Annotated in this window: 13 protein-coding genes; 12 read left to right on the top strand and 1 reads right to left on the bottom strand. The window is 72.2% G+C overall.

Features of this window, described 5'->3' with window-relative positions:
• The gene (locus ACTT8P_RS03750; protein ID WP_442830069.1) at positions 1-2199 is read right to left on the bottom strand and encodes an elongation factor G-like protein EF-G2; all 2199 of its coding nucleotides are present in this window, start codon (positions 2197-2199) and stop codon (positions 1-3) included.
• Between the two features lie 206 nt (positions 2200-2405).
• On the opposite strand from ACTT8P_RS03750, the gene pgsA reads away from it, so the two are divergent.
• The 12 genes from pgsA to secD all read left to right on the top strand — a co-directional run bounded on the left by pgsA (position 2406) and on the right by secD (position 13216).
• Entirely contained in the window at positions 2406-3134 is a 729-nt protein-coding gene (gene pgsA, locus ACTT8P_RS03745) for a phosphatidylinositol phosphate synthase (RefSeq protein WP_442830068.1), read from the top strand.
• A complete protein-coding gene (locus tag ACTT8P_RS03740) occupies positions 3131-4039 on the top strand; it encodes a phosphatidylinositol mannoside acyltransferase (RefSeq protein ID WP_442830067.1) in 909 nt (302 codons plus the stop codon). The genes pgsA and ACTT8P_RS03740 overlap by 4 nt, the downstream gene beginning before the upstream one ends.
• Positions 4036-5199, top strand: coding sequence for a glycosyltransferase family 4 protein (locus ACTT8P_RS03735; protein ID WP_442830066.1), 1164 nt, complete (start codon positions 4036-4038; stop codon positions 5197-5199). Before ACTT8P_RS03740 ends, ACTT8P_RS03735 begins: the two co-directional genes overlap by 4 nt.
• A gap of 55 nt (positions 5200-5254) precedes the next feature.
• The gene (locus ACTT8P_RS03730) at positions 5255-5797 is read left to right on the top strand and encodes a hypothetical protein (RefSeq protein ID WP_442830065.1); all 543 of its coding nucleotides are present in this window, start codon (positions 5255-5257) and stop codon (positions 5795-5797) included.
• 113 nt (positions 5798-5910) lie between these two features.
• Complete coding sequence (pdxS, locus tag ACTT8P_RS03725; protein WP_442830064.1) at positions 5911-6822, top strand: pyridoxal 5'-phosphate synthase lyase subunit PdxS; 912 nt, start codon at positions 5911-5913, stop codon at positions 6820-6822.
• On the top strand, positions 6822-7427 hold the full coding sequence (pdxT, locus tag ACTT8P_RS03720; protein WP_442830063.1) for a pyridoxal 5'-phosphate synthase glutaminase subunit PdxT: 606 nt from the start codon (positions 6822-6824) through the stop codon (positions 7425-7427). Before pdxS ends, pdxT begins: the two co-directional genes overlap by 1 nt.
• Positions 7428-7476: 49 nt before the next feature.
• Complete coding sequence (locus tag ACTT8P_RS03715) at positions 7477-8229, top strand: YebC/PmpR family DNA-binding transcriptional regulator (protein WP_442830062.1); 753 nt, start codon at positions 7477-7479, stop codon at positions 8227-8229.
• Positions 8230-8343: 114 nt separating this feature from the next.
• A complete protein-coding gene (gene ruvC / locus ACTT8P_RS03710) occupies positions 8344-8892 on the top strand; it encodes a crossover junction endodeoxyribonuclease RuvC (RefSeq protein WP_442830061.1) in 549 nt (182 codons plus the stop codon).
• A complete protein-coding gene (gene ruvA, locus ACTT8P_RS03705; protein ID WP_442830060.1) occupies positions 8889-9494 on the top strand; it encodes a Holliday junction branch migration protein RuvA in 606 nt (201 codons plus the stop codon). Before ruvC ends, ruvA begins: the two co-directional genes overlap by 4 nt.
• A 31-nt stretch (positions 9495-9525) precedes the next feature.
• Positions 9526-10596, top strand: coding sequence for a Holliday junction branch migration DNA helicase RuvB (ruvB, locus tag ACTT8P_RS03700; protein ID WP_442830059.1), 1071 nt, complete (start codon positions 9526-9528; stop codon positions 10594-10596).
• Positions 10597-10771: 175 nt separating this feature from the next.
• Positions 10772-11293, top strand: a complete 522-nt coding sequence (gene yajC, locus ACTT8P_RS03695; RefSeq protein WP_442830058.1) for a preprotein translocase subunit YajC — start codon at positions 10772-10774, stop codon at positions 11291-11293.
• Between the two features lie 129 nt (positions 11294-11422).
• Positions 11423-13216 (top strand): protein translocase subunit SecD, encoded by a 1794-nt coding sequence (gene secD / locus ACTT8P_RS03690; RefSeq protein WP_442830057.1) that lies wholly within the window; start codon positions 11423-11425, stop codon positions 13214-13216.
• The last annotated feature ends 2 nt before the right edge of the window (positions 13217-13218 follow it).

The raw sequence follows: 13218 nt of genomic DNA, 5'->3' as shown, positions 1-13218 counted from the left end.
TCACGCGCCGTCGCGCGCTGCCTCGCGGACCCGCTCGGCGACCTGCGGCGGCATCGGCTCGTGCCGTGCGTAGCGGCGGCCGAACCGGGCCGTGCCGTGCGACAGGGAGCGCAGGTCCACCGCGTACCGGCCGATCTCGATCTCCGGCACCTCGGCCCGTACCAGGGTGCGCCCGCCCGCCGTCTGCTCGGTGCCCAGCACCCGGCCGCGCCGCCCGGACAGGTCGCTCATCACCGCGCCCACGTAGTCGTCGCCGACCAGCACGCTGACCTCGGCCACCGGTTCCAGCAGATGAATCCTGGCGGCGGCGGCGGCCTCCCGCAGCGCCAGCGCGCCGGCCGTCTGGAAGGCGGCGTCGGAGGAGTCCACCGAGTGCGCCTTGCCGTCCAGCAGCGTGATCCGCACGTCGATCAGCGGATGCCCGGCCGCGACGCCCTTGGCGGCCTGCGCCCGTACGCCCTTCTCGACCGACGGGATGAACTGCCGGGGCACCGCGCCGCCGACCACCTTGTCGACGAACTCGATGCCGGCGCCGCCCGGCAGCGGCTCCACCTCGATCTCGCAGACGGCGTACTGCCCGTGCCCGCCGGACTGCTTGACGTGCCGCCCGCGCCCGGCCGCCTTCGCGCCGAACGTCTCCCGCAGCGGCACCCGGTGCGGTACGACGTCGACCTGGACGCCGTAGCGGCTGCGCAGTCGTTCCAGGGCGACGGCGGCGTGCGCCTCGCCCAGGCACCACAGGACCACCTGGTGGGTGTCCTGGTTCTGCTCCAGGCGCATCGTCGGATCCTCGGCGACCAGCCGGGCAAGGCCCTGGGAGAGCTTGTCCTCGTCGGGTTTGCTGTGCGCCTGGATGGCCAGCGGCAGCAGCGGGTCGGGCATCTCCCACGGCTCCATCAGCAGCGGGTCGTCCTTGGCGGACAGCGTGTCGCCGGTCTCCGCGCGGGCCAGCTTCGCCACGCAGGCCAGATCGCCCGCGATGACATGGCCGACCGGGCGCTGCTGCTTGCCGAAAGGGGTCGACAGGGCGCCGACCCGCTCGTCGACGTCGTGATCCTCGTGGCCCCGGTCGGCCAGACCGTGTCCGCAGACGTGCACGGTCTGGTCGGCGTACAGCGTGCCGGAGAACACCCGCACCAGGGAGATCCGGCCGACGTACGGGTCGGAGGAGGTCTTGACGACCTCCGCGGCCAGCGACTCGCCGGGATCGCACGGCTTCAGCGTCCGGGTGCGGCCGTCGGGTGTGGTCACCCGGGGCGCCGCGCGCTCCAGCGGGGTCGGGAAACCGCGGACGATCAGCTCCAGGAGTTCGACGGTGCCCAGTCCCTGGCGGGCGCCCTCGGCGGCGGGGGCGGCGGCGAGCACCGGGAAGAAGGCGCCGCGCACCACGGCCCGTTCCAGGTCCTGGATCAGGGTCTTGACATCGACCGGTTCGCCGCCCACATAGCGGTCCATGAGGGTCTCGTCCTCGCTCTCCGCGATGATCCCCTCGATCAGCCGGTCGCGGGCCCGTTCGATCAGCGGGAGCTGGTCCGCGCCCGGCTCGGACTCCTTGCGCTCGCCGGTCGAGTAGTCGAACAGCTGCTGCGTCAGCAAGCCGATCAGACCCGTCACGGGCGCGTGGCCGTCCGGGTGCGGCGGGCCGTGCAGCGGCAGATAGAGCGGCAGCACGGCGTCCGGGTCGTCGGCGCCGAACGCCTCGGCGCAGATCCGGGTCATCTCCTCGAAGTCGGCCCGAGCGGCCTCCAGGTGCGTGATCACGAGGGCGCGCGGCATGCCGACGGCCGCGCACTCCTCCCACACCACGCGGGTCGAGCCGTCCACCCCGTCCGCGGCCGAGACGACGAAGAGGGCCGCGTCCGCCGCCCGCAGACCGGCCCTCAGCTCCCCGACGAAGTCGGCGTACCCGGGGGTGTCGAGGACATTGATCTTGACACCGTCCCATTCCACCGGCACCAGCGAGAGCTGTACGGAGCGCTGCTGGCGGTGCTCGATGTCGTCGTAGTCGGAGACGCAGCCGCCGTCCTCGACGCGGCCCGCCCGGTTCAGCGCCCCCGCGGTCAGCGCGAGGGCCTCCACCAGCGTGGTCTTGCCCGATCCGGAGTGGCCGACCAGCACCACATTCCGTACGGACGCGGGTTGGTCGGCCGCCTGTGCCCTGCCGGCGGCTCCGGGGTGTGTGTGCGCCTTGTCGCCCATAACCTTGCCTCCCGTGCACGGTGAGGTCACTGTGGGCGCGGACCCGCGTCGGCCGACGTGCGAGCGGCTCCGGCGACGCCCGCGGTGCTTCGAGCTTTCCACTCCCGTCACGCCGCGTCCATACGAAGGACCCGAACCCTGGGCGCACCGGTCACCGAGCGACGGTCCGGGTGCCCGGCCGTCGGGCACGCGCGCGCGTGGCTACGATGGGCCAGCCGGCGGCCAGCAGGGGCCGCGCGGCGCCACCGACCGTCGGGAAGGCCATGCTGAACAAGTACGCGCGTGCATTCTTCACGCGTGTCCTCACACCGTTCGCCGCGTTTCTCATCCGCCGGGGGGTCAGCCCGGACACGGTCACGCTCCTCGGGACCGCGGGTGTGGTCGCGGGGGCGCTGGTCTTCTACCCCATGGGGGAGTTCTTCTGGGGCACGGTGGTGATCACGCTGTTCGTGTTCTCCGACCTGGTCGACGGGAACATGGCCCGCCAGCTCGGCCGCTCCAGCCGCTGGGGCGCCTTCCTGGACTCGACCCTGGACCGGGTCGCGGACGGCGCGGTCTTCGGCGGCTTCGCCCTCTGGTACGCGGGCGCCGGCGACGACAACGTGCTCTGCGCCGTCTCCATCTTCTGCCTGGCCAGCGGCCAGGTGGTGTCGTACACCAAGGCGCGCGGCGAGTCGATCGGCCTGCCGGTCGCCGTCAACGGACTGATCGAGCGGGCCGAGCGGCTGGTCATCTCGCTGGTCGCGGCCGGTTTCGCGGGGCTGCACAAGTTCGGCGTGCCCGGCATCCAGTACCTGCTGCCGGTCGCGCTGTGGATCGTCGCCGTCGGCAGCCTGGTCACGCTGGTCCAGCGGGTCGTCACGGTGCGCCGGGAGTCCGCCGAGGCGGAGGCCGCGGCCGAGCGGGAGGCCCGGGGGAGCGAGGCGGCCAAGTGAGCGCCCAGGAGCGGCTGGCCGACGCCCTGTACGGCGCCGGCTGGAGCACCATCAAGAAGCTCCCGGAGCCGGTCGCGGTGCGGCTCGGCCGGAGTGTCGCGGACCTCGCCTGGAAGCGGCGCGGCAAGGGCGTGCTGCGGCTGGAGAGCAACTACGCGCGCGTACTGCCCGACGCGAGCCCCGCGCGGCTCGCGGCGCTCTCCCGCGCGGGCATGCGGTCCTACCTGCGCTACTGGATGGAGTCCTTCCGGCTGCCCGCCTGGAGCCGGGCGCGGATCGCGGCGTCCCTCGACGTCAAGGACCTCCACCACCTCACCGACGCCATGGCCGCCGGCCAGGGCGCGATCCTCGCCCTGCCGCACCTGGCCAACTGGGACCTGGCCGGCGCCTGGGTCACCACCCACCTCGGCATCCCCTTCACCACGGTCGCCGAGCGCCTCAAGCCGGAGACCCTGTACGACCGCTTCGTCGCCTACCGCGAGGGCCTCGGCATGGAGGTCCTGCCGCACAGCGGCGGCGCCGCGTTCGGCACGCTGGCCCGGCGACTGCGGGCCGGCCAACTGGTCTGCCTGGTCGCCGACCGGGACCTGTCCGCCTCCGGCGTGGAGGTCGGCTTCTTCGGCGAACCGGCCCGGATGCCGGCCGGACCCGCGCTGCTCGCCCAGCAGACCGGGGCGGCCCTGCTGCCGGTCACCCTCTGGTACGACGACTCGCCGGTCATGCGGGGCCGGGTCCATCCGCCGGTCGAGGTGCCCGAGTCAGGCGACCGGCGGGCGAAGACGTCCGTCATGACACAGGCGCTGGCCGACGCCTTCGCCACCGGAATCGCCGAGCACCCGCAGGACTGGCACATGCTCCAGCGCCTGTGGCTCGCCGACCTCGACCCCACGAAGGGGCCCGCATGAGAATCGGCATCGTCTGCCCGTACTCCTGGGACGTGCCGGGCGGCGTCCAGTTCCACATCCGGGACCTCGCCGAGTACTTCATCCGCCTCGGCCACGAGGTGTCCGTCCTGGCCCCGGCCGACGACGAGACCCCGCTGCCGCCGTACGTCGTCTCGGCCGGCCGCGCGGTGCCGGTGCCCTACAACGGCTCGGTGGCCCGGCTGAACTTCGGCTTCCTGAGCGCCGCGCGGGTGCGGCGCTGGCTGCACGACGGCGCGTTCGACGTCATCCACATCCACGAGCCGACCTCGCCGTCACTGGGCCTGCTGGCCTGCTGGGCGGCGCAGGGCCCGATCGTCGCCACGTTCCACACGTCCAACCCGCGCTCCCGCGCGATGATCGCCGCGTACTCCATCCTCCAGGCGGCCCTGGAGAAGATCAGCGCCCGGATCGCGGTGAGCGAGTACGCCCGCCGCACCCTCGTCGAGCACCTGGGCGGCGACGCGGTCGTCATCCCCAACGGCGTCGACGTCGACTTCTTCGCCAAGGCCGTGCCCAACCCCGAGTGGCAGGGCGACACCATCGGCTTCATAGGGCGCATCGACGAACCCCGCAAGGGCCTGCCGGTGCTGATGAAGGCCCTGCCGAAGATCCTCGCCGCCCGCCCGCGGTCCCGGCTGCTGGTCGCCGGGCGCGGGGACGAGGAGGAGGCGGTCGAGTCGCTGCCGAAGGAGCTGCGCTCCCGGGTGGAGTTCCTCGGCATGGTCAGCGACCAGGACAAGGCCCGCTTCCTGCGCAGCGTCGACCTGTACGTGGCGCCCAACACCGGCGGCGAGAGCTTCGGGATCATCCTGGTCGAGGCCCTGTCGGCGGGCGCCCCGGTGCTCGCCTCCGACCTGGACGCCTTCGCCCAGGTGCTGGACCGGGGCGCGGCCGGCGAGCTGTTCCCCAACGAGGACGCCGACGCGCTGGCCGCGGCGGCGCTGCGGCTGCTGGCGGACCCGGCGCGGCGGACCGAACTGCGCGAGCGGGGCAGCGCGCACGTGCGGCGGTTCGACTGGTCGACGGTCGGCGCGGACATCCTGTCGGTCTACGAGACGGTGACGGCGGGCGCGGCGGCGGTGGCCGCGGACGAGCGGGCCACGGGGCTGCGGGCACGGTTCGGACTGGCCCGGGACTGACGGCCGCGATGAGCACCGCGCACGGGAGGAACCCGGCCCGGTAAGTTGGCGCAGCGTGACCGCAACCCTGATCTGGATCGCCGTAGCCCTCGTAGCGATCGGCCTCTACCTGAGCTGGACGGCGGGCCGCCTGGACCGCCTGCACGCCCGGATCGACGCCGCCCGCGCCGCGCTGGACGCCCAGTTGCTGCGCCGCGCCTCCGTCGCCCAGGAACTGGCCACCTCCGGCGTCCTGGACCCGGCCGCCTCGATCGTCCTGTACGAGGCCGCGCACGCCGCCCGGCAGGCCGAGGAGGAGCAGCGGGAGGTCGCCGAGAGCGAGCTGAGCCAGGCGCTGCGGGCGGTGTTCGGCGACCGGCACCAGGTGGAAGCGCTCAAGGAGGCCCCCGGCGGCGAGGAGGCGGCCGGGGAACTCACCGAGGCGGTCCGCCGGGTACCGATGGCCCGCCGCTTCCACAACGACGCCGTGGGTGCCGCCCGCCGGCTGCGCGAGCACCGCAAGGTCCGTTGGTTCCGGCTGGCCGGCCACGCCCCGTTCCCGCTGGCCTTCGAGATGGACGACGAGCCGCCGACCGCCCTGGTCGACCGGGCCGCCTGAGCCCCGCGCGCGAAAAGGATCCACCGCCTTCCCATTGGCCCTTGCTGTGGCCTGCTCAGTTCACGTTTCCTCAGTGCTGCCGAAACCTTCTCCTTTCTTCAGCGAGGTCTTCCGTGTCCAGCACCCACTCCGAGAACCAGGCTTCCGCGACCGGCACCGCCCGCGTGAAGCGCGGCATGGCCGAGCAGCTCAAGGGCGGCGTCATCATGGACGTCGTCACCCCGGAGCAGGCGAAGATCGCCGAGGACGCGGGTGCCGTCGCGGTGATGGCCCTGGAGCGGGTCCCGGCCGACATCCGCAAGGACGGCGGCGTGGCCCGGATGTCCGACCCGGACATGATCGAGGGCATCATCGGCGCGGTGTCCATCCCCGTGATGGCCAAGTCCCGCATCGGCCACTTCGTCGAGGCCCAGGTGCTCCAGTCCCTCGGCGTCGACTACATCGACGAGTCCGAGGTGCTCACCCCGGCCGACGAGGTCAACCACTCCGACAAGTGGTCCTTCACCACCCCGTTCGTGTGCGGCGCCACCAACCTGGGCGAGGCCCTGCGCCGCATCGCCGAGGGCGCCGCGATGATCCGCTCCAAGGGCGAGGCCGGCACCGGCAACGTCGTCGAGGCCGTCCGCCACCTGCGCCAGATCAAGAACGAGATCGCCCGGCTGCGCGGCTTCGACAACCACGAGCTGTACGCCGCCGCCAAGGAGCTGCGCGCCCCCTACGAGCTGGTCAAGGAGGTCGCCGAACTGGGCAAGCTCCCGGTCGTCCTGTTCTCCGCCGGCGGCGTGGCCACCCCGGCCGACGCCGCGCTGATGCGCCAGCTCGGCGCCGAGGGCGTCTTCGTCGGCTCCGGCATCTTCAAGTCCGGCGACCCGGCCAAGCGGGCCGCCGCCATCGTCAAGGCGACCACCTTCTACGACGACCCGAAGGTCATCGCGGACGCCTCCCGCGACCTCGGTGAGGCCATGGTCGGCATCAACGTCGACGTCCTGCCCGAGACCGAGCGCTACGCGAACCGGGGCTGGTGATGACCGCACCCGTGGTGGGGGTGCTGGCCCTCCAGGGCGACGTACGCGAGCACCTCACCGCCCTGACCGCGGCCGGCGCCGTGGCCCGGCCGGTGCGGCGCCCCGACGAACTCGCGGCGGTCGACGGCCTGGTCCTGCCCGGCGGCGAGTCCACCACCATCTCCAAGCTGGCCGTCCTCTTCGGAGTGCTGGAGCCCCTTCGCGCGCGCGTGCGGGACGGACTGCCCGTCTACGGCACCTGCGCGGGCATGATCCTGCTCGCCGACAAGATCCTCGACCCGCGCTCCGGCCAGGAGACCATCGGCGGCATCGACATGATCGTGCGCCGCAACGCCTTCGGCCGGCAGAACGAGTCCTTCGAAGCGGCGGTCGACATCCAGGGCGTCGACGGCGATCCTGTGGAGGGCGTCTTCATCCGCGCCCCCTGGGTGGAATCCGTCGGCGCGGCGGCCGAGGTGCTGGCCGAGCACGAGGGCCACATCGTCGCGGTCCGCCAGGGCAACGCGCTCGCCACGTCGTTCCACCCGGAACTGACCGGCGACCACCGCGTGCACCGCCTGTTCACCGACATGGTGCGCGCCCGGGGCGCGGTGGATGCCTTGTAGGATCTCTGGGGTTCGTTCAGTAGATGGGTTACGCGAAGGAGACAGGCAGATGTCCGGCCACTCTAAATGGGCTACGACGAAGCACAAGAAGGCCGTGATCGATGCCAAGCGCGGCAAGCTCTTCGCGAAGCTGATCAAGAACATCGAGGTCGCGGCCCGGATGGGCGGCGTCGACATCGAGGGCAACCCGACACTGTACGACGCCATCCAGAAGGCCAAGAAGCAGTCGGTGCCGAACAAGAACATCGACTCCGCGGTCAAGCGCGGCGGCGGCCTGGAGGCCGGCGGCGCCGACTACGAGACGATCATGTACGAGGGCTACGGTCCGAACGGCGTCGCGGTGCTCATCGAGTGCCTCACCGACAACCGCAACCGAGCCGCCTCCGACGTGCGCGTCGCCATGACCCGCAACGGCGGCTCCATGGCCGACCCCGGCTCGGTGTCGTACCTGTTCAACCGCAAGGGCGTGGTGATCGTTCCCAAGGGCGAGCTGGGCGAGGACGATGTCCTGGCCGCCGTCCTGGACGCGGGCGCCGAGGAGGTCAACGACCTCGGCGAGACATACGAGGTGCTCAGCGAGGCCACCGACCTGGTCGCGGTCCGCACCGCGCTCCAGGACGCCGGCATCGACTACGAGTCGGCGGACGCCAACTTCGTCCCGACCATGCAGATCGAGCTGGACGAGGAGGGCGCGCGCAAGATCTTCCGGCTGATCGACGCCCTCGAGGACAGCGACGACGTGCAGAACGTCTTCGCCAACTTCGACGTCAGCGACGAGGTCATGGAGAAGGTCGACGCGTAACGCGCGCACGGGCTGGAGCGGGCCGACGGGGGACACGTCCTCGTCGGCCCGCCGTTCTTTTGTCAGTGGCACCCGATAGCCTGCGTGAACAGGTGATCTACGGGAGGGGGCAGTGTGCGCGTACTGGGGGTCGACCCGGGCCTGACCCGCTGCGGGATCGGAGTCGTCGAGGGCGTCGCCGGCCGCCCGCTGACCATGATCGGCGTCGGCGTCGTGCGCACCCCGGCCGACGTGGACCTCGGCCACCGCCTGGTCGCCGTGGAGCAGGGCATCGAGCAGTGGCTCGACGAGCACCGCCCGGAGTACGTCGCGGTGGAACGCGTCTTCAGCCAGCACAACGTACGCACGGTGATGGGCACCGCCCAGGCCAGCGCCGTCGCCATCCTGTGCGCCTCCCGGCGCGGCATCCCGGTCGCCCTGCACACCCCCAGCGAGGTCAAGGCCGCCGTCACCGGCTCCGGACGCGCCGACAAGGCGCAGGTCGGCGCGATGGTCACCCGGCTGCTGCGGCTCGCCGCCCCGCCGAAGCCCGCCGACGCCGCCGACGCCCTCGCCCTCGCCATCTGCCACATCTGGCGCGCCCCCGCACAGCACCGGCTCCAGCAGGCCGTGGCCCAGCAGGCCCGCGCGGCACGCCCCGTACCGAAAGGCCACCCCGCATGATCGCCTTCGTCAGCGGCACGGTCGCCGCCCTCGCCCCCGACGCCGCGGTGGTCGAGGTCGGCGGCGTCGGCATGGCCGTCCAGTGCACGCCGAACACCCTGTCCACGCTCCGCCTCGGCAAGCCCGCCAAGCTCGCCACCTCCCTGGTGGTCCGCGAGGACTCGCTCACCCTGTACGGCTTCGCCGCCGACGACGAGCGCCAGGTGTTCCAACTGCTCCAGACCGCCAGCGGCGTCGGCCCCCGCCTCGCCCAGGCCATGCTGGCCGTGCACAGCCCGGACGCCCTGCGCAGGGCGGTCTCCACCGGCGACGAGAAGGCGCTGACCGCGGTGCCCGGCATCGGCAAGAAGGGCGCCCAGAAGCTGCTCCTCGAGCTGAAGGACCGGCTCGGCGAGCCGATCGGCGCCCCCGCCGTCGGCGCCCCGGTCTCCACCGGCTGGCGCGACCAGCTGCACGCCGCCCTGATCGGCCTCGGCTACGCCACCCGCGAGGCCGACGAGGCGGTGACCGCCGTCGCCCCGCAGGCGGCGGCCGCGGCCGGCACCCCCCAGGTCGGACAGCTCCTCAAGGCGGCTCTCCAGACCCTGAACCGCGCCCGCTGAACCGCCCCCACCGAACCCCGAGGCACACCACATGAACTGGGACGAGACGACCGACGACACCGCCGCCGAACGGCTCGTCGCCGCGTCCGCCGACGGCGAGGACCAGGCCGTCGAAGCCGCCCTGCGCCCCAAGGACCTGGACGAGTTCATCGGCCAGGAGAAGGTCCGCGAGCAGCTCGACCTCGTGCTGCGGGCCGCCCGCGCCCGCGGCGCCACCGCCGACCACGTGCTGCTCTCCGGCGCCCCCGGGCTCGGCAAGACCACCCTGTCGATGATCATCGCGGCCGAGATGGAGGCCCCGATCCGGATCACCTCGGGCCCCGCCATCCAGCACGCCGGCGACCTCGCCGCGGTCCTCTCCTCCCTCCAGGAGGGCGAGGTGCTCTTCCTCGACGAGATCCACCGCATGTCCCGGCCCGCCGAGGAGATGCTCTACATGGCGATGGAGGACTTCCGCGTCGACGTCATCGTCGGCAAGGGCCCCGGCGCCACCGCCATCCCGCTGGAGCTGCCCCCGTTCACCCTGGTCGGCGCCACCACCCGGGCCGGCCTGCTGCCGCCCCCGCTGCGCGACCGCTTCGGCTTCACCGCTCACATGGAGTTCTACGAGCCGGCCGAGCTCCAGCGCGTGATCCACCGCTCGGCCGGCCTGCTCGACGTCGAGATCGACCCCGACGGCGCCGCCGAGATCGCCGGCCGCTCCCGCGGCACCCCCCGCATCGCCAACCGCCTGCTGCGCCGGGTCCGCGACTACGCCCAGGTCAAGGCCGACGGCGTGATCACCCGCGACATCGCCGCGGCCGCCCTGGCCGTCTACGAGGTCGACGCCCGCGGCCTGGACCGCCTGGACCGGGCCGTCCTTCAGGCCCTGCTGAAGCTGTTCGGCGGCGGCCCGGTCGGGCTGTCGACGCTGGCCGTCGCGGTGGGGGAGGAGCGCGAGACCGTCGAGGAGGTCGCCGAGCCGTTCCTGGTCAGGGAGGGCCTGCTGGCCCGCACCCCGCGCGGCCGGATCGGCACCCCGGCCGCCTGGGCGCACCTCGGTCTCACCCCGCCCCGCCAGGCCACCTCGGGAAACGGACAAGGCGACTTGTTCGGGGCGTGACCCATCCGTGACGGCCAGGGCATTGGCCGGACAGGGAACCTGGGTGCCATCCTGTGCGTTGTTCCCTGCGCGCGGACTCGCTTAGACTCCGCCGATGCCGCCCTTGTCGGCGGCGTGTCACACCCCCAACCATCAGGCCGCTCACAGCGCGGTCGTGTGAAGGAAGTACCCGCCCGTGAGTCTCGTGACCCTCCTCCCGTTCATCGTGCTCATCGGGGCCATGTTCCTGATGACCCGGTCGGCGAAGAAGAAGCAGCAGCAGGCCGCCAACATGCGCAACGAGATGCAGCCCGGTTCCGGTGTCCGCACCATCGGGGGCATGTACGGCACGGTCAAGGAGGTCACCGACGACACGGTCCTCATCGACGCCGGTCCGGGCGTCGAGCTGCTCTTCGCCAAGAACTCGATCGGTGCCGTCCTGACCGACGACGAGTACAACCGCATCGTCCACGGCATCGAGCACGACCTGAAGTCCGACGAGGACCTCGTCCCGGACGACGCCTCCTCCCTCACGGAGTCCGACGACTCCGCCGCGGCCGTCGCCCCCGACGCCTCCGACAGCAAGATCGAGCTCGGCAAGAAGGACGCGGCCGACGCGCCCGCCGAGGACGCCGCGCCCGCGAAGGACACCACGCCCGCCGAGGCGAAGCCGGCCGAGCAGCCGAAGAAGTCCGAGGACGACTCCGAGGCGAAGTAACCGTGCCCCGGGGCGCGTGGGCCGGGCCCGCGCGCCCTCGGACATGCGCGGTTCCCACGGGATCCCGACACCATGTCATGGCCGTCGGCGCACCGGTGCGCGAGGCGGCCCGAGAGGGAGTACGAGAAGGTGGCAGCACCTAAAAAGGGCCGGAACGCGAGCGCCCAGAGCAAGCCGGGGCGCTCGCTGGCCCTGATCCTGATCGCCATCGTGGCGCTCACCGGAGGGATGTTCGCCTCCGGGCACACCACTCCGCGTCTCGGTATCGACCTGGCCGGCGGCACGAGCATCACGCTCCGGGCCGAATCGGAGCCCGGCCAGGAATCCGCGATCAACAAGACCAACATGGACACCGCGGTCGAGATCATGGAACGCCGTGTCAATGGTCTGGGTGTCTCCGAGGCCGAGGTACAGACCCAGGGCGACCGGAACATCATCGTCAACATCCCCAAGGGGACGAACTCGGAGGAAGCCCGGGAGCAGGTCGGCACCACCGCCAAGCTCTACTTCCGTCCGGTGCTCGCCACCGAGGTCTCCGGCGCAGCCGCCACGGCCAGCCCTTCGGCGAGCGCCTCCGACAGCGCCTCCGCGTCGGCCAGCCCGTCCGACAGCGCCTCCGAGAAGGCCACCGACGGGGACGAGAGCGCCTCGCCCTCCGACAGCGCCTCGGCGTCCGCCACCTCGCAGGGCCGCGCGGTCACCGACGCCCTGAAGGCCGACGACACCCCCTCGGCGACCGCCTCCGACTCCGCGTCCCCGAGCGCCAGTGCCAGCGCATCGGCCTCCGCCTCCGCCTCCGCCGAGGACACCGCCCTCCAGACGGCGTACACCAAGCTCGACTGCACCGACGCGGCGCAGCGCGCCAAGGCTGGTGACGGCGCCAAGGACGACGACTCCATGGTCGCCTGCGGCCAGAACTCGCAGGGCCAGTGGCAGAAGTACGTGCTCGGCCCCGCCGAGGTCGACGGCACCGACGTCGACGACGCCTCCGCGGTCTTCAACACGCAGACCGCCGCCGGCTGGACCGTCACGATGGACTTCACCAAGGCCGGCACCAAGAAGTTCGCCGACATCACCGGCAAGCTGGCGCAGAACCAGTCCCCGCAGAACCAGTTCGCGATCGTCCTGGACAACGAGGTCGTCTCCGACCCGTACGTCAGCCAGGCGCTGACCGGCGGCAGCGCGGAGATCTCCGGCAGCTTCACGCAGGAGGAGGCCCAGAGCCTCGCCAACATGCTCTCCTACGGCGCCCTCCCTCTGAGCTTCAAGGAGGACAGCGTCACCACCGTCACCGCCGCGCTCGGCGGTGACCAGCTGGAGGCCGGTCTGATCGCCGGTGGCATCGGACTCGTGCTGGTCGTGCTCTACCTGCTGTTCTACTACCGGGGCCTGTCGTTCATCGCGCTCGCCTCGCTGCTGATCTCCGGCATCCTCACCTACGTGATCATGGCGCTGCTCGGCCCGACCATCGGCTTCGCGCTGAACCTGCCGGCCGTCTGCGGGGCCATCGTCGCCATCGGCATCACGGCGGACTCGTTCATCGTCTACTTCGAACGGGTCCGGGACGAGATCCGCGAGGGCCGCTCACTGCGCCCGGCCGTCGAGCGGGGCTGGCCGCGCGCCCGGCGCACCATCCTGGTCTCCGACTTCGTGTCGTTCCTCGCCGCCGCGGTGCTCTTCATCGTCTCCGTCGGCAAGGTCCAGGGCTTCGCGTTCACGCTCGGCCTGACCACCCTGCTCGACGTGGTGGTCGTGTTCCTCTTCACCAAGCCGCTGCTGACGCTGATGGCCCGCCGCAAGTTCTTCGCGAGCGGCCACAAGTGGTCCGGGCTCGACCCGAAGAGCCTCGGGGCCAAGCCGCCGCTGCGCAGCACGCGCCGCCCCGCCCGTCCCGCCGGCCCTGTCGACCCGAAGGAGGCGTGAGA

Source organism: Streptomyces sp. JW3 (assembly GCF_052216785.1).
GTDB lineage: Bacteria > Actinomycetota > Actinomycetes > Streptomycetales > Streptomycetaceae > Streptomyces.
The sequence above is the reverse complement of the archived record's forward strand: the minus strand, read 5'-3'. Positions and strand labels throughout refer to the sequence as shown.

What these genes read in the sequence shown, in the direction of transcription:
- ACTT8P_RS03750 (WP_442830069.1), bottom strand. Translation starts at nt 2,199, where the DNA reads ATGGGCGACAAGGCGCACACACACCCCGGAGCCGCCGGCAGGGCACAG.
- pgsA (WP_442830068.1), top strand. Translation starts at nt 2,406, where the DNA reads ATGGGCCAGCCGGCGGCCAGCAGGGGCCGCGCGGCGCCACCGACCGTC.
- ACTT8P_RS03735 (WP_442830066.1), top strand. Translation starts at nt 4,036, where the DNA reads ATGAGAATCGGCATCGTCTGCCCGTACTCCTGGGACGTGCCGGGCGGC.
- pdxT (WP_442830063.1), top strand. Translation starts at nt 6,822, where the DNA reads ATGACCGCACCCGTGGTGGGGGTGCTGGCCCTCCAGGGCGACGTACGC.
- ACTT8P_RS03715 (WP_442830062.1), top strand. Translation starts at nt 7,477, where the DNA reads ATGTCCGGCCACTCTAAATGGGCTACGACGAAGCACAAGAAGGCCGTG.
- ruvA (WP_442830060.1), top strand. Translation starts at nt 8,889, where the DNA reads ATGATCGCCTTCGTCAGCGGCACGGTCGCCGCCCTCGCCCCCGACGCC.
- ruvB (WP_442830059.1), top strand. Translation starts at nt 9,526, where the DNA reads ATGAACTGGGACGAGACGACCGACGACACCGCCGCCGAACGGCTCGTC.